The organism is Enterobacter sp. C4G1 (assembly GCF_052886895.1).
Window position 1 is genome coordinate 1,324,352 of sequence record NZ_JBQVVV010000002.1, and the last position, 24,158, is coordinate 1,348,509.

Here is a 24,158-nt window from a genome sequence, read left to right on the forward strand (position 1 = left end):
TAATATGTTATCTCAGTCCCTTTTTGATGAAAATCCCTTTAATACCCTCGCGGTACATAGGGAACAACATTGCCCATAACAGACTAAACATCACGAATAATGTGCCATTCACCAGCAATCTGACCATCACATTACCAGGTTCGACAATGACATGATCTAAAACCAGTATCAGTAATGTGTATATCATCAACCCTGGCACAATCTTCAATGCCGCAGGTATCAGGTCTTTCGCAATTTTAAGATACCAGGCACTGCATACGAACATGACCAGCCCATAAATCGAGTTACCGATCCCCAGACCAAACGCGCCCCAAATCTTGTATGTGGCCAGGTTTACCAGCGCGTTACTCAACAGTGCCACGATCATCACTATCAGGACCTGCTTATTATTAAGATGGGCGCTGAGTGCTTTAATAAAAATGTAGCCGATAACCTGTGCCCAGAGCCCGATACACATCCCCTGGATAATGTCAGTTGTTACGGTTACTGAGTGTTCATTAAACTGACCGCGCATAAAGAGCAGAACAACAATGTCCCTGGCATACACAAAGATGAAGAAGGACATATTCATCGAAAGCAGTGCCAGCCAGTTATATATCGTCGTTACTTTCTCACGGACAACTTCAGGCGATTGCGAGGACCAGACAGGCAAACCAGCAAAAGCAATAGGTACCGACAGGATGAAGGTGACGGTGTCGGTAATAAAGCGGGCATAATCCAGACCAGATACCACATCGATACTGAGTAACGACGCCAGCGCCCTTTCTAGCGTGATGTTTCCCTGAAGAATTAAGGGCAGCAACAGCAATGGACGTAATGTTATCCAGAAGCTATTCATCACCGACTTAACTTCCGACATTTCAAACCGTTCCGGCAGGTTGAGAATATTGCCTTTTTTGGCTCTCATCACTGCCCAGAAGCTAAAGACGATGTAACTGCCTGTGAATCCCCATGCCAGCAACAAATAATTATTATAGTAATAGGCGGCAACGACCCCTAACAGCATTCCCACGTTCTGAATAGAGGCACGCATAGACATGGGTTTATAGTCCCCATGTGCCATTGATATGTAGTTTATCAACCCAGAACAGAGATAGAATGGGCAGCAAATCGCCATTATCTTGAACAGCTCATTGGTCATTTCACGGGCATTACCATTAATACCCGGCGCCATAATGCCGACCCAATAATCAGACAAGAAGAACAGAATAAAAAATAACAGCAGCGAGATCACAGCAAAGAACATAAACATGCACAACTTGAACGTTGACGCACGAAACTCGTTTTCTGTGAGATACCTTTTATATAACGGAATAAATGCTGAATTCAGGCTATCGCTTGTCATGAAGTTGATGGGTACTAAGGTGCCAGTCTGGGCAATTCGGTAAGCCCCGTTGATATCACCTGTACCAAAAAACTTCGCCATCAAAACTTCTCGCACCAACCCAAGAACTTTTGAGAGCATATTTCCGCCAAGCAACTGGCTAATGGCTTTTTTCATTTAGAGATTCTTTGAAATAATGAAATATATTCACCCACAGCGTAACTCAGTGTGTTTTTAACGGGAATATATGATTCTCTTTCCATGTTGCTAACCGTATCAATATAAGCAAGCACTTGTCCTGTAGGGATTTCATTTGGATTGCATTTGAAAATCTTTTCACCTGCGTTAAATGTAAGATGTTCAGATATAATTAATGGCAATCCTGCACTCATGGCTTCAAGCACGTTTAGGGGTAACCCTTCCACTCTTTTCGTCAGGAATAAAAAGAGATCGGCACATTGCATGAGAGTCGCTAATTCATTTCTGGTCTTCGCGCCCATAAACACAACTTGTTGGGTCAACGCAAGCTCGCCAACTTTCTTACGCAATTGCGGTTCATAGGAGCCATTGCCGCATATCAGCAGTTTTGAATCAGGCTTGAGTTTATTGACCAGAGCAAACAGCTCAATGTTCTTATCTACCCCTTTTTGCTCATGCAAACGTGAAGCAGACAAAAATACCAGTGCATCAGGCGCGATGCCCAGTTGTTCCCGCAAGGCGCGTTTTTGCGATGTCTCATCGGAGAATAGCTTTTCATCAATGCCATTCTCGATCTTCACCACCTTGCTCTTGCCACAGACAAGACGAGTCGGGAAATTCGTTAAATCAGCCCGGACAGCTTCACCCACTGCCACAATCCAGTCGAAGTGGGAATAATGCTTAGCATCTGAGTAAAATCCGAGTACGTTTTTTACACTGGACAGGATTTTTTTAATCTGCCGGGTTTTCAGTTTGGAAACGAATTCACCGACCGAGGTCCCGTGCGCCTGCATGATAAACGTCGCGTCAGGGAACAGCTTTTTATGCTTCAGCGTACTAAATGCGCCGGCACTGATACTTATTACCGCGCGGACATTTTCTTTATTACTCCAGCGCTCAACTAACTTCTCGGTTTCAGACCACCATCCTTTCGAATACGCAGCCCTGGGAATATTTTTAATCTTAATGATTTCAGGAAGATGTTCTGAAGCGGGAACGTCTGCATCAAAATCTGTCGTGACAACCTTAACATCGAACCCTTTTACCTGTAACTGCACAGCAAGATCCCATGCCACGACTTCCATTCCACCAAGATGGTGGAATGGAAGGGAGCGCGCAAAAATAATAACTTCTTCAGCCATGAATCAGTTCCTGATAAATTTTTTCTAACTTTAAGGTTTGCGTCGATAAATTGAATTTTTTGCTGATAAAGTTGCGTGCATTTCTGCCCATTTCAGCGCGTTTTTGTTCATCATTCAGCAGGAAGGAAATTCTGTCGGCCAGCTGCCTATCATCACGCTCTGTGACCAAAAAGCCGGTCTGCTCATCGATGATGGCTTCCGGGATACCACCATGACGGGTACCAATCACCGGAACGCCCGTTACTGCCGCTTCCAGCAGTACCATTCCCAGACCTTCTGCATCCCCTGTTTTGGCCGTGATACTGGGTAAAACAAGCATACTGGCTCTACGCATCCATGCCATGACATCTGTGTGTGGTAATGCACCAGTGAAGGTCACGTTTTGCTCGAGCCCTAATGACATAACCTGCGCCTTCAGGCCTGACATTAACGGTCCCTCACCGATGATGACCAGTTTCGCTTCCGCATATTGCGCTTTAACATGCTTAATGGCGTTAATTAAAACGGCCGTCCCTTTTTTCTCAACCAGTCTCGCCACATGCAGGATGATGCCCTGATCGTCTTCTCTTTCACGAGGCTGGTATTTATCGACATCAATACCGATATAGTGCTGGACTATCTTATTTTCAGGGAAGCCGTGGCGCAGGGCTTGCTGGGCGATGAAATCGGATACACAAATAAATTTATCGCCCTGGCTTTTAACTTTTTGTTGATGAATGAGGTAGTTAATCCATGCAGGCGAACGCGATGCCAGAAGATCTTTGTTGCTGACAGTCACATCAAACCCGTGCAGGGTTGTCACCAGCGGGATGCTTTTCTGTTGTGCCAACTTTAACGCGTAAAGCCCGTCTATCGCAAAATGTGCATGAATGAGATCTAAAGGCTGCCCTTTCAGGGCGGATTTATAAGGCAGGGCTGAAGTGGTGATCGCATTAAGCATCTCAGCCATTTTACCTTGCAGATCCCCGCGTTCATTTAATACACAGGCAATCGCGCCTTCAGGTTTTTTACCAATGATGCGCCGACCGATATAACACTTTTCAAAATGCTGAATAGCCTCAGCCTGCTGCTGGATGAAAACCTCTGAACCTTTAAATAGCTGGTTCCTGAAAATACCGACCGTTTTCATTCTTGTCCCTTATTTTTTCGAGTTATCGGTACGTTCCCTGCCATACATAACCCCAGCATGACCGCCAATACCACCATCTGATGCTGTTCACCAATCAGGCCAAAGTTTTCGCCAAAACCGTGAGCAAACTGCCAGGAGAGCACCATTAATAACGAGAAGCCGATATTTTTCTGTTCTTCACTGGCATTTTGGATCGCGCGTAATGCAATACCGATGCTGCCCAGAATAAACGCTAATCCCATGATGGAGGCAATGACACCGGACTTCGACCAGAGATAGATCAAGGTGTTATGGGGGGGGAGGAAATAGTCACTGTGTTTGCTGTAATCCACTTCCCAGCCACCAAAGCCTTGCCCCATCAGCGGGCTGTTTAAAAATGCATTAAACGCGTAGTTCCAGATTTGATAGCGCGTTTCCGCGGTGTCGGTTGACTCCTGCAAAAAGCCGCTCTGCTCCACAACGCTGAAAATGACGCTAATGGCGATTAAAATAATGGCGAAAGAGGCTCCAACCGAGCCAACAACCACCTTTGTCGATCGTTGTAATTTCAGGTAGAAAATGAAGGCTGGGATCAGTACGGCAAAGAGCACGCCAGCTTTTGACCCGGTAAAGAAGACCGTCACCCAGAGCAGAATCGCCATGAGCAGCGTTATTTTGGACTTCAACGCTTTATAAATACCCCATGCCATAAAGGATGAAATACCCGTATAACATGCCGCTGCGTTGGCGTTCACAAACAATACACCGCCAGACTTAACCGGATCGTAGAAGTTATTCCTGACACCATCCAGCAGGCCCTGGAGTGTGTTCATCCCCATGGTAAATTTGCTTACCGGTGAAAGGACTATCGCCAACTCCAGCGACTCATTCAACCTGAATATGATGACGGTAATTGCCTGTAAGCAAATAAAAAATATCATCACATTGATTGTTTTATAGAGCGCTATCCGGTCTTTTAATGCCAGTACATAGATGGCATTGGAGATCACGATAAACTCAGTTAAGTAAGCAATATCGCGAATGCCCATTGATTTTTCAACCGACCACGCAAGACTCAATGTACTAATACAAATCAGCCCCATAAGCGCGATGTTCGTCGGTTTAGCTAAGAACCGGTTTGCATTAATAATAAACTCGGGCAGGAGCAGTGCAGGGATCAAAAACGCAAGTGGGACATCTGCCCCACCCAGCTGCACCAGATATAGCTGCGGAACGCTACACACCAGCACCAGTAACAGCCTGATGTGTAAGGGAAGCGCGAGGAAAACAAAAAAGAAAATTAAACCTAACGCTGCTAATAACACTTCTATCATTACTATTTTCCCACGCGATTAAGCACTCTAATAATTAGCTATTTATCAGCCTTAACAGCTCATCTCGTTTTGTTTCCATCAAATCCCAGTCGGCATCCGTTTCAACATTAAGGCGCAACAACGGTTCTGTATTAGACGTACGGATGTTGAAACGCCAGTCGGGGAACGACATGCTCAGACCATCCGTATAATCAATATTGGTCGCCTGTGATGCATAACGGGCTTCGATATCTGCAATTAACGCTGCGGCATTGGCCACTTTACGGTTGATTTCACCCGAAACAGGGAATCGTGCAATACGTGATTTCACCAACGAGCCAAGTGAGCGACCGGATGTTAAAACAAGCTCAGCGACCAGAAGCCACGGGATCATTCCACTGTCGCAGTAGGCAAACTCCCGGAAGTAATGGTGAGCACTCATTTCCCCCCCGTAAACCGCATTCTCTGTGCGCATACGCTCTTTGATAAATGCATGTCCGGTTTTAGACATCACTGGGATACCGCCCGCCGTCTCAACAATATCAACGGTGTTCCATGTCAGTCGCGGGTCGTGGATGATTTTCGCGCCAGGCTCCTTATTCAGGAACGCTTCCGCCAACAGTCCCACAATATAGTAACCCTCGATGAAGTTTGCTTTTTCATCAAAGAGGAAACAGCGGTCAAAATCACCATCAAACGCGATGCCCATATCCGCCTGAGTGGCTAAAACAGCATTTGCCGTATCCTGGCGCGCCTCAGGTAACAGAGGGTTAGGAATGCCGTGCGGGAACGTACCATCCGGGTCGTTATGAACTTTATGGAATTCCACCGGCAAACCTGCCGTTTTGAAGCGTCGTTCAATTTCGTCAATGACGTGGCCCGCAGCACCGTTACCGGAGTTAATGACCAGCGTCATTGGCTTGATACGGAAATTCTCAAGATTCACATAGCCCAGCAGATGATCAACATACTCATTCAGAATAGTGACCTTCCTGTAGCTCCCTTTGCTTTCATGGGAGGTAAAGTCGTTGGCTTCCGCAAGGCACTGAATGTCTTTTAAACCGGTGTCACCACTGATTGGACGGGCACCGCTGCGAACCAGTTTCATCCCGTTATAGTTGATGGGGTTGTGACTCGCCGTCACTTCAATACCGCCATCAACGTTCAGATGGAAGGTGGCAAAATAAATCTCTTCTGTTCCGGAAAGCCCGATATCAAGCACATCGCAACCGCCATCCATCAGCCCTTCTGCCAGCGCCATCTTTAATGACTCACTGGTCAGACGCACATCGCCGCCTACGACAACCTGCTTTGGTCCCAGACACTGCGCATAAGCGCGGCCAATACGCCAGGCGATATCTTCATTAAGTTCTTCACCTAATTTCCCACGGATATCATAGGCTTTAAAACAGGTTAACTTGTTATTATTTTTATCTTCCATTACGAAATCCTTAGTACGTCATCTTCGCCCAAATAACTACCAAACTGTATTTCCAGAATCTCCAGATTTATTTTTCCAGGATTCGATAGCTTATGTTTTTTCCCAACCGGAATAGTCGTTGACTCATTTTCAGTGAGATAAATTTCGTTACCTTCAACACCAATCAATGCAGTCCCGGTCAGGACAACCCAGTGCTCAATACGATGATGATGCAACTGAAGAGAAAGCTCGCCGCCAGGAATAATAGTCACGCGATTCACTTTATATCGTGCATCACGGACCAGGGTTTCTACATGGCCCCACGGCATATAGCGCGTGGTATGTTCACGACATTCGCTTCGCGAATTTGCTTTAAGATGTTCAACGACAACTTTAACATCCTGGACATTATCTTTATGGGATACCAGAAGCGCGTCTTTGGTATTCACGATAATCAGGTCATCAACCCCTAACGCCGCCGTCAATTTACCTTCGCTACGAATATAACAATCACGCGTTTTATGGGTAAATACATCGCCAATCAGCGCGTTACCCTGCGCATCATGGGCAGAGGTTTCCCACAGAGCGGACCACGAACCCACGTCATTCCAGCCAGCATCCATTGCCGTCACAATGCCTAATTCAGTATGTTCCATCACGGCATAATCGATTGAATCGGAAGGGCAGCAGTTGAAAATCTCTTTATCGAGTTTAATAAAGTCGAGATCGTTGACAGGCTGCTGCATGGCATTTTTGCACGCATCGAGGATCGACGGACAAAACTTCGCCACTTCGTTCAGATAAGCAGAAGCGCGGAACATGAACATGCCGCTGTTCCACAGGTACTCTTTGCTTTCGAGGTAAGAAACTGCGGTTGCCTGGTCGGGCTTTTCAACAAATCGCTTAATTTTCCACGCCGTTGAATTCCCCGCGTGCTGCACTTCGCCGCGTTGAATATAGCCATAGCCGGTTTCAGGCTGCGTTGGCACGATGCCAAACGTAACCAGTTTTCCGTCTTTGGCGAAAGGAATTGCGTCGGTAATAACCGAATGGAATGCAGCGGTATCGGCGATCAAGTGGTCGGCGGCCAGAATTAACATCACAGGATCGTCCCCTGTTTCCAGCGCATGTAAGGCCGCCAGAGTGATAGCCGGAGCGGTATTACGACCAACAGGTTCAAGGATGATGTTGCCGGCCAGTTTGTGCATTTGCCTTAACTGTTCCGCCACCAGAAAACGATGATCTTCGTTACAGATGACAATCGGATCTGCCACGTCCAGCCCATTCAGACGCGAGATCGTGTTTTGCAGCATTGACCCCCCCTGATGGAATGAAAGGAATTGCTTGGGCTGCAACTCTCGAGACATCGGCCAAAGTCGACTCCCTGTTCCTCCTGCGATCACCACTGGAAGTAACATCCTGCTTCTCCTGCTTTGCTCAATACGGGTTTGTGTGTAAAAAAGGCACGCTACCGCCCCTGGCTTACGCTACCAGAAGCAATATTCGAAATTGATTTATCTCGGGCTACATGTGTCGTTCGGTTGCAGGCGAGATTGACAATAAGGTATTTGGCAGCGTTTATGCTGAAATCGTGTTTGTATGCTTTATATAAGACAAAAGACCACACTGAAATTTCAGGGTAGTCTCCTGTTTTACTACGCCATCAACAACGGTCGTTTAGTCATGCGTTTCTAGCAGCTTCTTAATGCTCTCGCGGAACTTCTGCCCTTCTTTCAGGTTGCGCATTCCGTAGTTCACAAAAGCTTGCATGTAACCCATTTTCTTACCGCAGTCGTAGCTGTCGCCGGTCATCAGCATGGCGTCAACGGACTGTTTCTTCGCCAGCTCTGCAATGGCGTCAGTCAGTTGAACACGATCCCATGCGCCAGGGGCAGTCTTCTCGAGTTCAGCCCAGATGTCGGCGTTCAGAACATAGCGGCCAACGGCCATCAGATCGGAATCCAGAGTCTGTGGCTGATCCGGTTTTTCGATAAACTCAACGATACGGCTCACCTGGCCTTCCGAATCCAGGGACTCTTTGGTCTGGATGACGGAGTATTCAGACAGATCGCCCTTCATGCGCTTGGCCAGAACCTGGCTGCGGCCGGTTTCATTGAAACGCGCAACCATCGCGGCGAGGTTGTAACGCAGCGGATCGGCGGTTGCGGTGTCCAGAATGATGTCCGGTAGAACAACAATAAATGGATTGTCACCCACAAGAGGGCGTGCACAAAGAATGGAGTGCCCCAGACCCAGTGGCTGCGCCTGACGAACGTTCATGATGGTCACGCCAGGAGGACAGATAGACTGAACTTCGGCCAGCAGCTGGCGTTTAACACGCTGTTCAAGCAGCGCTTCGAGTTCGTAAGAGGTGTCGAAGTGGTTTTCTACGGCATTCTTGGATGAGTGCGTCACCAGAACGATTTCTTTGATCCCTGCGGCAACAATTTCGTCAACGATGTACTGAATCATTGGCTTATCAACGATTGGCAGCATCTCTTTAGGAATTGCCTTAGTGGCTGGCAGCATATGCATACCCAGGCCCGCCACCGGAATGACTGCTTTCAAATTAATCATTATTTCTTCCACCTTAAAATGGTTGACGAATTATAGCTCTTTAACCTGTTTTCGCCAGCATGATTTACCGTAACCTTCAGGTGATATTACGCTTTACCATCACAAATTACAGTAGTTGCATTCTGAATAGCGCGTGAATTCATACCAGGAATTATCGCAAAATAGCAAAAGCCGGGTTAACCGTGTGGCAGCCTAAAATTTAGCCGATCTGTATTCACGATTTGCTGATCAACCCGGTCAATATCTACCGAACTTTGCCCCTTCTCATTTACTGCCTTGATGTTTGCCAGAGACAGCAGCGTCTCTTCTTTGGCCATAAACTTCCCGCGTACATCCTTGCGGAGATCAAAGTTCATCTTCAGTGCAGGGCCGATAGTTGACTCTTGCATAACATTGATATTGCGCAAAAAAAGGTGTTGCGGTTTATTGTGAAGTTCGAGGGTGGCGCGCGTCATGTTGACGTTAGTGATGGCGACAAAAGAGGTGGCATTGCCGGATGAAATCTGGATGCCGCGCAACTTATAATCAAGCTGCCTATTATCCAGGCTAATATCATTGATTTTAAAGTTCTGCGGGATCGAAAGATAATCTCCCTTAATTACCCCATAGCCAATTAACATACCAGCGCTATCGACCATATCAATATTATCAATAACAAAATTATCGCAGCCGTAAATAGCTACCGTGGCATTATCAATTCCCGCTTTTTTACTGAAATCAGGGGTGATATTTTTGGCTTTGACATTACGAATAATAAAGTGCTTGCCGTTTTCCACATGGACTAATTGCCTGCAATTGCTGCCGGTAATATTCGCCACCACGAAGTTCTTCACCGCCTGCTTTTCAGGATAATCATTGTCATAGGTACTCCCTGCAAGGCCTATGCCGATGCCCCAGTTGATCTTGCCGTTGGTACAGTTGATGTTATCGATAACATGGTCAGAGATCAGGATATCCTGGTCGTTAATGGCCACGTTCCATTCGATAGCATCCCCCTGCAAATGGCTAAAACGGCTGTTGGTAATGCGCGCGCCTGCCACCTGATTATGAAATCCCTGGCGCAGGATAGCGTAATTCGCCTGCGTCACAGTAATGTCATCAATAATAAGGTTACGCATAATTTGTGGCTTTTTACCCCCAATATAAATCTGGGTAACGGGACCAAAACCACTCATCGCCAGCCCGCGGATAACACAATTCGATCCGCGAACGTCCAGAGTAATATTCTCGCTGCGCCCCCCCGCTTCGCCGATCACCTGGCAGCCATCCTGCAACACAAAGCGGCCACGGCCATTGCCCGTCAGTGCCCCACGGATCAGCAGTGTTTTACCCGCAGGAACAAAAATGCCGGTATTGATGTTGTCACAGGTTAATCCGGCGGGAACCACTACGGTATCGCCTTCGGCAAATGCCTGCTTAAACGCGGCGATCCAGTCCTGACTATTGTACTGGTTGATGTTCACCGTACGGCTGCCAGCAGCCCTTGCCATCGGAGAAGAGAACAACGGGGCAGCGGCCAGCACAGAGCAAGTCGAAATAAATGAGCGTCGGGTAATTTTTTTCAGCATACAGCCTCGGCGTTAAAGCGTGTGTAACAGGCAGGCCAGTTCGCGGTTTATCACGCGCTGGTTGAACTCAGCTTCTACCTTCTGCCGCGCGTTATGCAGCACGGGGATCAGTTCCTGCGGGGCGATATGGCTAAAGGCTGCCAGACGGTCGGCCAGTGCCGGTGCATCGTTTTCAGGAACCAGCCAGCCGGAGTGGTCAGGTTCGATAAGCTCAGGGATCCCGCTATGTAGAGTCGATACCACCGGGATGCCCACAGCCATAGCTTCCATCAGCGCAACCGGGATCCCCTCCATATCGCCATCCGTGCCGGTTACGGAAGGCAGCAAGAAGACATCCGCCTCATCCAGCATCGCTTTGACCTCATGACTCGGTTTGAAACCGGGCATCTCGACATATCCATCAAGTTCATACTGTTCGATAAGCGTGCGCAGGCGGCGTTCCCACGGGCCGATACCCAGAATGCGATAGTGAAACGCCACCCCTTGTTCTTTCAACTGCCGACAGGCCTCGATGGCCACATGCAGTCCTTTTTTCTCGGTCAGACGCGCAACAGAGATGATTTGCAGCGGTTTACCCGGCACCTTGACCGGGCGCTGGGTGAAGCGTTCCATATCCACGCCCATGCGCGAAACGGTGATCTTCTCTCCCGGGCATCCCATGTTTTTCAGGCGCCCGGCCCACAACTCGCTGATCGGCAGCATCATGTCGCCCCGGCGGAAAAGTTGCTGGTACTCCGGGGTGTAGTGGTTCAGCACCTCATGGCTTGAAATATCAATTCCGTGGAAAATGGTCGCGATTTTACCGTCAATAACGCCTAACTCGCGCAATTTCGCTGCGGTAACACCTGCCGGGCCAAAGTGGGCGATAAACACATCCGCCTGATACGGCCGGGGCGTTTGCCCGCAAATTGCCGAGAGGATCAGATTGCGCGACTCAGCACCGTAGCGTGAAATGTTCAACGCCCGCCACGTGGCAGGGCGATGAATACCGCGCAACGTCTGACAGGCACGATAGCGCAGTTTGCTCAACCGCCCACGCGGCTCATCCTGTAACCAGCGGGTTTTGGCTTCCAGCCCGTACTGGGTCCACGCCGCATGGGTATTTTGCGTATCACCCTTTTGCAGGGCGATAATCTCTACGTCATACCCCATATCGATAAACGCGGTTATCTGGTTCAGAACAAAGGTTTCTGACGACAACGGAAATTTCAGTAAGAAGAAACCAACCTTCATTTCCCCTCCCCGACGCGGTCGAGAACGGATTTCACCATCCCGATACCTTTTTCGCGCTCCAGCTTCACCGCCACCGCCAGGCGTTCATTGATGGCCGGAAGTTGCCCCAGCGTATCCGCCACCATCGCTGCGAGAGAGCCATCCAGCAGATGACGGATATCCACCGCCATCTCGGGCATTCCCAGCTGCTGCATAATGCCGGCCGATTTGTGTTCATAGTTGATGGCAATCGCCGGAGTGCCAAAGTTCATGGAGATAATCGCCGAATGCAGGCGCGTCCCCACGGTCAGGTCGCAGGCAGAAAGCAACTTGCCCATCTCAAGATCGTTCAGTTCGTCCATCACCACGTGATAACGGGACGGATCGTTAACCAGGTTGCGCAGATTGAGCGCCACCATACGGTCATCTTTGTTATAACTGTCGATACCGGTACAGGTAGAGAGCGCCAGCACCTGATAGCCGTCGTCCAGCAGGCGGTTGACCACCCCGGCGAAGGCTTTCTCGTAGGCCGCCTGCGTCGTCCCCAGACGTTTATCAAAAGGAGCAAGCTCGCGCAGGGTAATCGCCACGGTTTTCTGTTTTGCCGCTACGTCCAGCCAGTGCTGTACCGCATAGCTTGCCTGGAAATGTTCGTTCTGATTTTCCACCAGCCAGGCGGTATCCACCCCGTGCTCAACTTTAGAGGTGTCGATTTCGCTACGTTTCATCAGGTCAAGACTGACCGATTCGCGCAGGATCAATGCATCGCAATGACCAAACACATAGTTAGCCAGCTGGTTAAACTGCGGATCCTGGAAAGGCCCCACGCTGTGTCCAATCATAAACAGCGGTTTTTTGGCCATAAAGGTACAGAGCGCGTGCTCAAACTGCGGCACGCCGTAGAGATCGACAAAGAACGATCCCCCCACCTGAATGATGGCGTCATAGCCAGACAGCAGACGGACAAAGTCGGTAAACCCCTGGGCGATGGCAATGTTGCGCAGTTTTCCGGTATCGGTCACGCGCGACAGCAAGACCTGGTGCTGATAGCGACGGCGCAACACTTTCTTTACGCGCCCCATCACGCCGGCTGCGTTGTTGTGCTGTTTCATCTGACTGTACAGCGGGTCGCCCATTACTGGCCGGTTCAGTAACCAGGAGGAACTCACCGGGTAGCGGCTCATCACGTCCACTTCTGTCTCAGGCTCAAGAGTGTTAATTGCATCCAATAAACCGCGCAGAATGGCGCTGTCGCCACGGTTGCCGCAGGTATGGTTGCCAAGGATAAGTAATTTCATAATGGCCTCTAAAATTAGCCTGCGCGTAGCAGCATTTTCATTTTTTCGTTACGGCAAAACTGGCGCTTCATCTCCACCACCAGCGCATTACGCGACAGCACAATCATCACGCCGAATGCCAGCGCACCCGCCGCAATTTGCACTGCCAGCAGCACCGCTAAAGGCAGATGACCGTTCAACACCACGCCTAGGCCATAACTCACCGCCAACGTCGGTAAAGACAGATACAGCGGCAGCCACAAGCTCAGGATGTACTGTCGGTAGCTGGAGCCCAGCACCGGTTTAATCATCACGAAGTAGCTCAAAACGGTATTGATGATTTGCACCAACAGGAAACCCAGTGTGACTCCAATCGCGCCCGCCAGATGCCCGCCGACGATAATCGCCGGTACAAACAGGAACGTTTTGAATACATTGAATTTAAAACTGATATCGACGCGTGCTTTCGCCATTAACAGCGAGCCGATCGGATTACCAACGGAGCGCAGTAACCCCACCACGCACAGTAGTTGCAGAACCGGAATGATGCTGACCCACTTCTCACCGAAGACCAGCGGCACCACATTACTGGAAACTACCATCAGCCCCAGCAGTACCGGGAAGTTAATAATCCCCACCACTGAAAGCAGCTTGTAGAAGTTGACGCGCAGCTTCTCCGTGTCGTCCTGAATTTTGGCGAACGCCGGAAACAGCACGCGGGTGATGATGGGGTTCAGCTTCATCGGCGGAACAACTGCAACGTTATAGGCCAGGTTATAACCGCCCGCGACGCTGGCCCCCAGAATGCGCGCCAGCACCAGCGTGGACAGGTTGGTGTTAACGTAGTTGATAATGCTGTCGGCCGTCAGCCACGCGCCAAAGCGCAGGTTCGACGACACAGACGCCAGCGAGAAATGCAGCCCCGGGCGGTAGATCTTGCGGCCAAAGTAGCCAAACAGCAGCGTCCGGACGGCAGAGTTCACCAGGTAACCCAGGATCGCGGTTAACGCCAGCGGCCAGAAATGCGCGCTCACCACGGTAAAGGTAAAGCCCGCCAGCACCGCGCTGGTTTCAATCATGCCAATCTTGTTGAACTCCAGCTCTTTTTGCATCAGCGCCCGATACTGCTGACCGTGCGGGATCACCACGAAAGCAAAAGAGAGGGTGCGCATCAGCGGGGCCAGGTCCGGGTTATGCAGCACGCTGGCAATCACATCACTCAGCAGGAACACCAGCACAAAGACGAAGATCCCCAGTCCAACGTTCAGCCAGTAGAGCGTGGTCAGCTCAAGCTGGCTAATCTCTTTACGCTGGATAATCGAGTTGGCGATACCAAAATCAGACAGCGTGTCAGCAAGCGCAATAATGACCAGCGACACGGTTAGCAGACCAAACTGGTGATTATCGATAATGCGCGCCAGTACCGTCATCTGCACCAGCCCCAGGCCAATGATGACAATGGTCGCCATTGCCGACCATTTAGCGCCGCTGATGGTTTTTTCACGTAAACTCATGACCGTTCCTTAATACGCCGCTTTGTTCACAAAGCCTTTAAAGATGGTCAGAAAGACGATTTTGATATCGAACCAGAGACTCCACTCACGGATGTACTCCAGGTCAAACTCAATACGTTTTTCCATTTTTTCCAGGGTGTCAGTCTCACCGCGCCAGCCGTTAATCTGCGCCCAGCCAGTGATCCCCGGCTTCACTTTATGGCGCAGCATGTAACCCTCAATCAGCGAGCGATACTGTTCGTTGTGCGCTACCGCATGTGGGCGTGGGCCGACGATGGACATACCACCGGTAAAGACGTTGATAAACTGCGGCAGCTCATCCAGCGAGGTACGACGCAGGAAATTACCCACCCGGGTCACGCGCGGATCGTTTTGTGTCGCCTGAGTTACCACTTTGTCGTTCTCCATCACCTTCATGGAGCGGAACTTCCACACCATGATGGGCTTGCCGTCCATGCCGTAGCGAGTCTGGCGGAAGATAATCGGGCCAGGAGAGCTGAGCTTCACCGCCAGTGCAATACAGCACAGCACCGGGGAGATCAGCAGTAAAATCAGCGAGGAGAGCAGGATATCTTCCACGCGCTTGAGCACGCGGTTAATGCCTGAAAGCGGCGTATCGTACAGCGGCACAACGGGCACGCCATTTACTTCATCGATACGCGAATGCAGGATATTAAAGGTAAAGACGTCAGGAATGAGGATCACCGAACAGGTGGTATCCGCCAGCTCACGCACCAGATGCTTAATGTACGACTCATCGCTCATCTGCATGGCGATGTAAACGTTGTGGATTTTGCCCGCCTTCGCATCGTCAATCAGCTGTTCGAAGTTGCCCGCCCAGTCGGCAGGCACGCCGCCCGGTTTGGCATCGTGGTAGATCCCCACCCCTTCCAGCCCCAGCCACGGCTCTTTACGAAAACTGTCCAGCAGCACCTGCCCTACCGGCAAATCGCCCGCAACCGCCACATAGCGCGTGTTGTAACCCCGGTTACGTAGCCAGCCCGCAAAGTAGCGAATCTGGGAACGGCAGACCACCATGCCCAGGCTGGTTAACACATACCAGCAAAGATACGTCACCAGACGGGTGTCAAAATCATGGCTAAATGCCACCAGACCTGCGCTGAAAATCAGGCTTAACGTCCAGTTCTGAATCAACAGCAGCAGCTCGGTGGTGATTTTTACGCCACGCCATGAGCGGTAGAAATCGGTTACCCCGCCGATCATCTGAAACACCACCAGTGCAATCAACGCCATCAGCAAATGCATGTAGAAGAATGGCTGTCCGCTTATCCGGCACACCACCCACAACCCACCGACCATGATTGTGATGTCAGAAAATCGCTGCACCATAGAGATTAACGATGCATTCGTTCTGGCTCGCTCGCGCTTTCTTAGATTCGTCATCGTTGTTCCTGTTATCGGATCCCCCTCCCGTTGGGAGGGGGCAAGTTTTACTGATTCAACAACGCCAGAATGTCCTGCGTTCGCGCTTCCATCAGTGGGACATCCGCCCGCGATTCCACATTCAGGCGCACCACCGGCTCGGTGTTTGAAGAACGCAGATTGAACCGCCACTGCGGGAACGACATGCTGATGCCATCGGTTCGATCAATTTCCAGCGCGTGAAGGGCGAAGTGTTGCTCTACGCGGGCGATCGCCTCGGCCGGCAGCGCCAGCTTGCTGTTGATCTCCCCGCTTGCCGGGAATGCCGCCATACGGTCACGTACCAACTCGCCCAGAGTCTGTCCTTTAAGACACAGCAGCTCCGTCACCAGCAGCCACGGGATCATCCCGCTGTCGCAGTAAGCAAAATCACGGAAGTAGTGGTGGGCGCTCATCTCGCCGCCGTAGATGGCATCTTCTTCACGCATCCGCTCTTTGATGAACGCGTGGCCGGTTTTGGACATCACCGGCTTGCCGCCCGCAGCCGCCACCACATCGACGGTATTCCACGACAGACGTGGGTCGTGAATGATCTTCGCTCCCGGGTTTTTCTCGAGGAACGCTTCCGCCAGAAGGCCAACGATGTAATAGCCTTCGATAAACTGGCCTTTTTCATCGAACAGAAAGCAGCGGTCAAAGTCGCCGTCAAAGGCAATACCCATATCCGCACCGTGTTCGATCACCGCGTTGCGGGTGTCATCACGGCACTCGGGTAGCAGCGGGTTAGGAATACCGTTCGGGAAGTTACCGTCCGGGGTGTTATGCACTTTAATGAAGGTGACCGGGACGTTCAGCGCCTTAAAGCGCGCTTCCAGGGCATCGACAACCGGGCCAGCGGCACCGTTCCCGGAGTTAATCACCAGCTTCAGCGGCTTGAGGTTTGCCACGTTGATGTAGCCAAGCAGATGGTCGATGTACTCTTTTTGCAGATTGATCTGTTTGTAGCTGCCGCGTTTTGTTTCGTTCACCGGCGGGAAGTCGTTCGCTTCGGCAAGACGCTGCACGTCGCGCAGGCCGGTATCGCCGCTGATAGGACGCGCGCCCTTGCGCACCAGTTTCATGCCGTTGTAGTCCATCGGGTTATGGCTGGCGGTCACTTCGATACCGCCGTCCACACCCAGATGGAAGGTAGCGAAATAGATCTCTTCCGTACCGGAAAGACCAATATCCAGCACATCGACGCCTGCATCCTGCAACCCTTTTGCCAGTGCACTTTTCAGTGACGCACTGGTCAGCCGCACATCGCCGCCCAGAACAATGGTTTTCGGCTTTAAATATTCGCCATACGCGCGACCAATACGCCATGCGATGTCTTCATTCAGCTCTTCGCCCAGCTTGCCGCGAATATCGTAGGCTTTAAAACAGGTTAATTTTTCCATGATGACCCCTTTTTTCAGGCAACAGTTGGCCCGCCCGATTAACAGGCAAAATTGTTTTTATTCATTCGTAGGCCGGATAAGCGAAGCGCCATCCGGCGTTAAAGACGGTGCTAGACCCGCCCGTAGCGATCCTGGAAGCGCACAATGTCGTCCTCTTCCAGATACGAGCCTGAGCGAACTTCAATCAGGTCGAGCGGAATTTTCCCTGGGTTTTCCAGGCAATGCGTCGCCCCCAGCGGGATATACACGGACTCGTTTTCACCAATCAGTTTGATTTCACCGTCGATTGTCACTTTGGCGGTTCCGGCCACCACCACCCAGTGTTCGGCGCGGTGATGATGCATCTGCACAGACAGTCCTTCCCCTGGCTTCACGGTGATGCGTTTTACCTGATAGCGATCGCCGGAATCGATGGAGTCATATTTGCCCCACGGGCGATACACTTCGCGATGAATGTGGTGTTCATGTCGGCCATCTGCCTTGATCTTCTCGACCACTTTCTTGACATCCTGAACCGCGTTACGGTCAGCAATCAGCACGGCATCTTTGGTCTGAACGACAACCAGATCCTTCACGCCCACCGTGGTAACCAGCCCGGATTCAGCGTACACATAGCTGTTTTCCGTTTTATGGCTGATTACATCACCATGGTGGACATTTCCCTCCGGGGTATGTGCGCTGATCTCCCACAAGGATGACCATGAGCCAACGTCGCTCCAGCCCGCATCCATCGGCACCACTACCGCATCCGCGGTGCGCTCCATCACGGCATAGTCAATGGACTCTTCCGGGCAGGCGAGGAAGGCTTCTTCATCCACACGGATAAAGTCGAGATCCGGGTCAACCGCATCCATCGCTTTTTCACAGGCAGTGAGGATATCCGGGCGGAATTTTTCCAGCTCTTCCAGATAGCGCCCGGCGCGGAACAGGAACATACCGCTGTTCCAGTAATACTCGCCGCAGCCGACATAGGCCTGCGCGGTTTCCAGATTCGGTTTTTCGACAAACTGCGCCACGTTAAATGCCAGGCTCTCGCCTTCACCTGGCGTGACATCGCCCCGGCGGATGTAGCCATAACCGGTTTCTGGCAGATCCGGTACGATCCCGAAAGTCACCAGCTTGCCGCTCTCGGCGTAAGGAATGGCGGAACGCACCGCGTCACGGAAGATGTCTTCCTGCTGGATAACATGGTCAGCGGCCAGCACCAGCATCATCGGATCACACTCCGGGCTGCTGCGTTTTGCCGCCAGCGCTGCCAGTGCTATGGCTGGCGCCGTGTTGCGCCCTGCCGGCTCCAGAATGATGTTTTCAGTCAGCTTGTTGAGCTGACGTAGCTGCTCGGCCACGATAAAGCGGTGTTGTTCATTACAAATCACCACCGGGCTTTCGCACTCCACGCCGTTCAGACGAGAAACTGTCGTTTGCAGCATGGTGAGATCCCCTTTCAGGCAGAGGAACTGTTTTGGATAGAGCACGCGGGACAGCGGCCACAACCGGCTACCAGAGCCTCCAGCCATCACGACCGGAAAAAGTTTGGTTTGACTCATTATTTATCCCCGTATATCTGCAATAAATTGGCTAAGGACGTTCTCTTTTTCGAGCGTGCGCCCGGCATATTCACGTGCCACGATGTTCTCTTTAGGCAGCGCGAGCGCCTGTTCGATCCCGGTAACCAGCGCCTCTACGGACTCCGGCTCAACGCAAACCGCAATTCCCGGGTAGCTGTCGCATAGCTGACCCAGCTCGGTATCGGCCTCGGCGGTGATCACCGCATTGCCGCCTACCGCCAGAATGTTGGTTAGTTTTGATGGCAGCACGGCATCTGCTGCACCGCGTTTTTGTACCACCAGATGGCAGTCCCCCATCTTCAGCAGCGCCGGCAGCGCCTCGTACGGCTGAAGCGGGTAAAATTTCACGTTGGTCAGGCCACGTTCGCTGACCATTTTTTCCAGTCGCGCTTTACCGCCACCCTGCCCGACAATCACAAACGTCAGGGCATGACGGCTAAGCTGTCCGGCAGCCTCAACCACACTTTCCAGCCCCTGCTTTTCCCCGATGTTGCCCGAGTAAAGAATAATTTTTTGATCTTCAGGCAAACCGAGTTGTTCACGAAGCACCAATGCATCGTGTTCAGACACATTGCGAAAACGCGCCACTTCAGACCAGTTCGGGAAAAAGATCACTTTTTCCGCTGCGACACCTTTCTCCTGCGCTTTATTCATCATTGAGCGTGAGATGGTCGAGACGTAATCCACGTTGTGCAGGCCGCTACGCTCAAACGCGCTGGCCAGTTTTGCCACCCTGCCACCCTTGCCTTTCCCGGCCATTCCCAGCCCCAGCATGGCGTCCACTTCGTAGTCCTGAATGTGCAGCAAGGTGCGCGCACCCGAAAGCTTGCCCAGCAGGCGCATTCCTGGCGTGCAAAACAGCGTGGGCACCACGCCGATAATGAGTTCAGGCTTCCAGCGACGTTGTGCCATCAGCGGGAAGAAACTGCTCAGGGCAAAACTGCCCAGATGAATTAAACGTTTCAGCGTCGAAGGCTGTTTCGGCACGTACAACGGGCAGCGCCAGACCGTTGCCGCGCCCTGTTCGCGGCGATACCGCCAACCAGAGTAGCGCTCGCCCACCTGCCATTCCGGGTAGTAAGGCGGTGCGGTAATGACCCGCACGTCATGACCCTGGTCTGCCATCCACTCGACCATTTCACCGGTGTATTTACCAATCCCCGTTAATTCCGGCGAATAGTTGATTCCGTATACGAGGATTTTCATAAGCCCGGCACCTCAGCCTGACGCTCCGCCAGAAAATAGGCGCGGCTGTTGTCGTGTACGTTGTCACTTGCCAGCAACGCCTCTGGCTTGTGCCAGCGGTAGTCGTCATGCTGAGCATCAGGCAGACGAAGGTCTGCCTGATTCACCTTCAGGCGAAAACCGAGCACCACGTAGTGTGTGGTGAAATCAGCCCCGGAAAAGTTATCGTCGTAGAAGTGCTGCCAGACCCCGTAAAACTGGCCTGCAGACTGCGGCAAGCGCAGCCCGAGTTCCGCCAGGGTAAGACGCTCAAAAGCACTGGTGAGCGTCTCATCCTTCTGCACACGTCCACCGGGTACGAACCAGTACCCAAGTGCCGGGCGGTTGGTTCGTTTCCCCAGCAAGAACTCGCCGCGTTCGTTCTCCACAATCAAATCGATTGAGATAAGTGGAGTGGAACGGACTACCGTGGCAAAGTCTTCCTGATTTAAAAACATATCTACCCCCGGAAGCGGTGCTGGTTTTCCAGGAACCACTGATAGGTGCTGGCAAGCCCCTGCTCAAGTGACACCTCGTGATACCAGCCCAGCTGATGCAGGCGCGTTACATCCAGTAATTTACGTGGTGTGCCGTCGGGTTTTGAGGCGTCGAACACCACGCGGCCTTTGTAACCCACCACTTTCGCCAGGGTTTGCGCCAGCTCGCGAATGGTGCAGTCCACGCCGGTGCCCACGTTAATGTGCGAGAGCATCGGTTGCGTGTTCTCCTGCCACACTTCGCGATCCAGCTCCATCACGTGAATGCTGGCTGCCGCCATGTCGTCCACGTGCAGGAACTCACGCATCGGCGTACCGCTGCCCCACACCACCACATCCGGTGCGTTATCAGCCGTCGCTTCGTGAAAGCGGCGCAGCAGCGCCGGGATCACGTGCGAATTGCTCGGGTGGAAATTATCGTTCGGCCCATACAGGTTGGTCGGCATGACCGAGCGATAATCGCGACCGTACTGGCGGTTATAGGACTCGCACAGTTTGATCCCGGCAATCTTGGCAATAGCGTACGGCTCATTGGTCGCTTCGAGCGTGCCTTGCAGCAGCTCGCTTTCCGCCATCGGCTGTTTCGCCATTTTCGGGTAAATACAGGATGAACCGAGGAACAGCAGCTTATTCACGTTGTGCAGATGCGCGGCGTGAATAATGTTGCTCTCAATCATCATGTTCTCGTAGATGAAATCAGCCGGGTAGGTGTTGTTGGCGACAATGCCACCCACCTTTGCCGCCGCCAGATACACCTGATCGATACGCGAGTCTGCAAAGAAATCCTGCACGGCTTTGCTGTCGAGCAAATTCAGCTCGTCACGCGTACGGACAATCACCTCAACGTCACCACGTTGTTCCAGCTGGCGGACAATGGCGGAACCCACCATGCCGCGATGACCGGCGACAAAAATACGTTGTTTGGTCATTCTCAGGACTCCAGCGCGATGGCAACCTCGTAGCCGTGGGACTTCAGCAGTGAGTGTTTCTTCGCCGCTTCAAGGTCTTTGGCTACCATTTCAGACACCATCTCCTGAAGAGTGGTCTCCGGTTTCCAGCCCAGCACTTCGTGCGCTTTGGTTGGATCGCCCAGCAGGGTTTCTACCTCAGCAGGACGGAAGTAACGCGGGTCAACCTGAACAATCACATCACCCGGTTTCACGCCCGGTGCATCATGGCCCGTCACGGAAACCACGATGCCTTTCTCGTCAACGCCAGTGCCTTCGAAACGCAGTTTGATACCCAGTTGTGCCGCTGCCATTTCAACGAAACGACGCACGGAATACTGCACGCCGGTCGCAATAACGAAGTCTTCTGGCTTGTCCTGTTGCAGCATCATCCACTGCATTTTCACGTAGTCTTTGGCATGGCCCCAGTCACGCAGGGAATCCATGTTGCCCAGGTGCAGGCAAGACTCCAGACCCTGTGCAATGTTGGCGATCGCGCGGGTAATTTTACGGGTCACGAAGGTTTCACCACGGCGCGGGGATTCGTGGTTGAACAGAATGCCGTTACACGCATACATGCCGTAGGATTCGCGGTAGTTTACGGTGATCCAGTAGGCGTACAGTTTGGCTACCGCATATGGTGAGCGTGGGTAGAACGGGGTGGTTTCTTTTTGCGGGATTTCCTGCACCAGGCCATACAGCTCAGAGGTAGACGCCTGGTAGAAACGGGTTTTCTTCTCAAGACCGAGGAAGCGGATCGCCTCCAGCAGACGCAGCGTACCCATGGCATCAACGTCAGCGGTATATTCCGGGGATTCAAACGACACGGCCACGTGGCTCATCGCACCCAGGTTGTAGACTTCATCCGGCTGCACTTCTTGCAGAATACGGGTCAGGTTGGAGGTATCCGTCAGGTCGCCGTAGTGCAGATGGAATTTCGGGTTTTTCGCATGAGGATCCTGATAGATATGGTCCACACGCTCGGTGTTGAACGAAGAGGCACGACGTTTAATACCGTGTACTTCATAACCTTTCTCCAGCAGCAATTCTGCCAGGTAAGAACCATCCTGTCCGGTAACGCCGGTGATGAGAGCGACTTTAGACATATTAATTTCCTCTGTACTTATCAAAGTTTTTCAGTTTCTACGCGTTCGCGTATCACCACTGCGGGATTGCCACGGCAAACTTTATTTGCCGGAAGCGATTTAAAAACGCTGCTGCGGGCACCAATAACGGTACCATCACCAACAGAAACACCCGGTGCGACAAACACATCTGTCGCCAGCCAGCATTTTTCACCAATCACAATAGGCGAAGCGGTAATATCAAAATGCTGACTCATAAAATCGTGACTACCGGCACACAAATAACACTTCTGTGATACCACTGAATTTGCGCCAATGGTGATGTCACCCAGGCTATATAACACCGCGTCATCACCCACCCAGGCGTAATCACCGAGCGTTAATTTCCACGGATAAGTAATTTTGACTGACGGGCGAATGACTACGTTTTTTCCGATTTTTGCACCGAACAAGCGTAATAAAAATGCGCGCCAGCGATACAGTATTTGCGGTGACCAGGCAAATAATGTGGCCTGCACCGCCCACCATAACTGCACCTTAATACCGTTCCCGCCCCGAAAACCTTTCGGCACGGAGAACCCATTGAGTTCCTGCATTACGCTTCCTTATATTCAGGCTTTGTTATATAAGGCTTTCGTTTTACCCGTCGTTTTCAGACGCAATAAATAAGATAATTCCGCCAGTGGCCCCGGCATTCGCAATATATTGCGCTGTACGTTTTTTGCATCCTGGCACAATTCCAGATTATTCGAAGTTGACACACCACCCATCGAAAATTCAGACACCGTGCCTTTAATTCGACGAAACGGGTAACCCGACTTATACAAACTTGCTGCCAGTGCATAATCTGATGACACTTTATACTGCAAATCATACGGCTGTTTTTTCAGCCCCACGGTCGGGAAGAAAATAGCCTGATGGCTGGCCGGTAAACTGTGGTAGATATACCAGCCTGGCTTTGCACTACGCAGAACTTTATGGTCATCGCCGAAGTCCAGAAGCGCATCACCAATATACATGGCGTCCTCTTTCTGCCGCGCCAGCTGACGGGCAAAGAGCGCAACATCTTCATGGAACACATCACCGGAATTCAGAAAGATGGCATAGCGCCCCTGGGCCATGTCGATGCCTTTATTCATGGCGTCGTAGATGCCTTTATCTTTCTCGCTGATGTAACGTAAGTTGAACTCCCCGTTGAGTTTTTTCAAAAACTCAGCCGTACTGTCATTCGAGCCACCATCCACGACAATCCATTCAAATGTGAGGCTTGGATCGCGTGCCAGGTTGCGTAGCGAGCGCCAGGTTTTTACCACGCCTTCGTAATTGCGAAAGGCGACAGTAATCACGCTAAGAAACATAAAC

General features: G+C 51.4%; 20 protein-coding genes. All 20 read right to left on the minus strand.

Annotated features, from left to right (window positions below):
- Positions 1 to 7: 7 nt before the first annotated feature.
- Complete coding sequence (locus ACT9TW_RS20325; protein WP_446493517.1) at positions 8 to 1,501, minus strand: lipid II flippase MurJ; 1,494 nt, start codon at positions 1,499 to 1,501, stop codon at positions 8 to 10.
- On the minus strand, positions 1,498 to 2,664 hold the full coding sequence (locus ACT9TW_RS20330) for a glycosyltransferase family 4 protein (RefSeq protein WP_446493518.1): 1,167 nt from the start codon (positions 2,662 to 2,664) through the stop codon (positions 1,498 to 1,500). Before ACT9TW_RS20330 ends, ACT9TW_RS20325 begins: the two co-directional genes overlap by 4 nt.
- Entirely contained in the window at positions 2,657 to 3,793 is a 1,137-nt protein-coding gene (locus ACT9TW_RS20335; protein ID WP_446493519.1) for a glycosyltransferase, read from the minus strand. Before ACT9TW_RS20335 ends, ACT9TW_RS20330 begins: the two co-directional genes overlap by 8 nt.
- On the minus strand, positions 3,790 to 5,106 hold the full coding sequence (locus ACT9TW_RS20340; RefSeq protein WP_446493520.1) for an O-antigen ligase family protein: 1,317 nt from the start codon (positions 5,104 to 5,106) through the stop codon (positions 3,790 to 3,792). Before ACT9TW_RS20340 ends, ACT9TW_RS20335 begins: the two co-directional genes overlap by 4 nt.
- Before the next feature lie 34 nt (positions 5,107 to 5,140).
- Positions 5,141 to 6,526, minus strand: a complete 1,386-nt coding sequence (gene cpsG / locus ACT9TW_RS20345; RefSeq protein WP_446493521.1) for a phosphomannomutase CpsG — start codon at positions 6,524 to 6,526, stop codon at positions 5,141 to 5,143.
- The gene (locus tag ACT9TW_RS20350; RefSeq protein WP_446493522.1) at positions 6,526 to 7,923 is read right to left on the minus strand and encodes a mannose-1-phosphate guanylyltransferase/mannose-6-phosphate isomerase; all 1,398 of its coding nucleotides are present in this window, start codon (positions 7,921 to 7,923) and stop codon (positions 6,526 to 6,528) included. Before ACT9TW_RS20350 ends, cpsG (ACT9TW_RS20345) begins: the two co-directional genes overlap by 1 nt.
- A gap of 259 nt (positions 7,924 to 8,182) precedes the next feature.
- Complete coding sequence (galF, locus tag ACT9TW_RS20355; RefSeq protein WP_446493523.1) at positions 8,183 to 9,082, minus strand: GalU regulator GalF; 900 nt, start codon at positions 9,080 to 9,082, stop codon at positions 8,183 to 8,185.
- A gap of 176 nt (positions 9,083 to 9,258) precedes the next feature.
- Positions 9,259 to 10,650 (minus strand): colanic acid biosynthesis protein WcaM, encoded by a 1,392-nt coding sequence (gene wcaM, locus ACT9TW_RS20360; protein WP_446493524.1) that lies wholly within the window; start codon positions 10,648 to 10,650, stop codon positions 9,259 to 9,261.
- Positions 10,651 to 10,662: 12 nt separating this feature from the next.
- Positions 10,663 to 11,883 (minus strand): colanic acid biosynthesis glycosyltransferase WcaL, encoded by a 1,221-nt coding sequence (gene wcaL / locus ACT9TW_RS20365; RefSeq protein ID WP_446493525.1) that lies wholly within the window; start codon positions 11,881 to 11,883, stop codon positions 10,663 to 10,665.
- On the minus strand, positions 11,880 to 13,160 hold the full coding sequence (gene wcaK / locus ACT9TW_RS20370) for a colanic acid biosynthesis pyruvyl transferase WcaK (RefSeq protein WP_182061677.1): 1,281 nt from the start codon (positions 13,158 to 13,160) through the stop codon (positions 11,880 to 11,882). The genes wcaL and wcaK overlap by 4 nt, the downstream gene beginning before the upstream one ends.
- Positions 13,161 to 13,174: 14 nt before the next feature.
- Positions 13,175 to 14,653 carry a colanic acid undecaprenyl disphosphate flippase WzxC gene (gene wzxC, locus ACT9TW_RS20375; protein ID WP_446493526.1) on the minus strand — a complete coding sequence of 493 codons (1,479 nt, stop codon included), beginning with the start codon at positions 14,651 to 14,653 and terminating at the stop codon, positions 13,175 to 13,177.
- Positions 14,654 to 14,662: 9 nt separating this feature from the next.
- Positions 14,663 to 16,057 (minus strand): undecaprenyl-phosphate glucose phosphotransferase, encoded by a 1,395-nt coding sequence (wcaJ, locus tag ACT9TW_RS20380; protein WP_315686133.1) that lies wholly within the window; start codon positions 16,055 to 16,057, stop codon positions 14,663 to 14,665.
- A gap of 47 nt (positions 16,058 to 16,104) precedes the next feature.
- Positions 16,105 to 17,475, minus strand: a complete 1,371-nt coding sequence (cpsG, locus tag ACT9TW_RS20385; RefSeq protein ID WP_182061680.1) for a colanic acid biosynthesis phosphomannomutase CpsG — start codon at positions 17,473 to 17,475, stop codon at positions 16,105 to 16,107.
- A gap of 110 nt (positions 17,476 to 17,585) precedes the next feature.
- Positions 17,586 to 19,022 carry a mannose-1-phosphate guanyltransferase gene (gene cpsB, locus ACT9TW_RS20390; RefSeq protein ID WP_446493527.1) on the minus strand — a complete coding sequence of 479 codons (1,437 nt, stop codon included), beginning with the start codon at positions 19,020 to 19,022 and terminating at the stop codon, positions 17,586 to 17,588.
- Positions 19,023 to 19,025: 3 nt separating this feature from the next.
- On the minus strand, positions 19,026 to 20,249 hold the full coding sequence (gene wcaI, locus ACT9TW_RS20395; protein ID WP_446493528.1) for a colanic acid biosynthesis fucosyltransferase WcaI: 1,224 nt from the start codon (positions 20,247 to 20,249) through the stop codon (positions 19,026 to 19,028).
- A complete protein-coding gene (locus ACT9TW_RS20400; protein WP_182061683.1) occupies positions 20,246 to 20,725 on the minus strand; it encodes a GDP-mannose mannosyl hydrolase in 480 nt (159 codons plus the stop codon). The genes wcaI and ACT9TW_RS20400 overlap by 4 nt, the downstream gene beginning before the upstream one ends.
- A gap of 2 nt (positions 20,726 to 20,727) precedes the next feature.
- The gene (gene fcl / locus ACT9TW_RS20405) at positions 20,728 to 21,693 is read right to left on the minus strand and encodes a GDP-L-fucose synthase (RefSeq protein ID WP_182061684.1); all 966 of its coding nucleotides are present in this window, start codon (positions 21,691 to 21,693) and stop codon (positions 20,728 to 20,730) included.
- 2 nt (positions 21,694 to 21,695) lie between these two features.
- The gene (gene gmd, locus ACT9TW_RS20410; RefSeq protein ID WP_182061685.1) at positions 21,696 to 22,817 is read right to left on the minus strand and encodes a GDP-mannose 4,6-dehydratase; all 1,122 of its coding nucleotides are present in this window, start codon (positions 22,815 to 22,817) and stop codon (positions 21,696 to 21,698) included.
- A gap of 20 nt (positions 22,818 to 22,837) precedes the next feature.
- Positions 22,838 to 23,392: a colanic acid biosynthesis acetyltransferase WcaF gene (gene wcaF / locus ACT9TW_RS20415; protein ID WP_446493529.1), complete on the minus strand. Its 555-nt coding sequence runs from the start codon at positions 23,390 to 23,392 to the stop codon at positions 22,838 to 22,840.
- A gap of 15 nt (positions 23,393 to 23,407) precedes the next feature.
- Positions 23,408 to 24,154 carry a colanic acid biosynthesis glycosyltransferase WcaE gene (gene wcaE, locus ACT9TW_RS20420; RefSeq protein ID WP_446493530.1) on the minus strand — a complete coding sequence of 249 codons (747 nt, stop codon included), beginning with the start codon at positions 24,152 to 24,154 and terminating at the stop codon, positions 23,408 to 23,410.
- Positions 24,155 to 24,158: the final 4 nt, after the last annotated feature.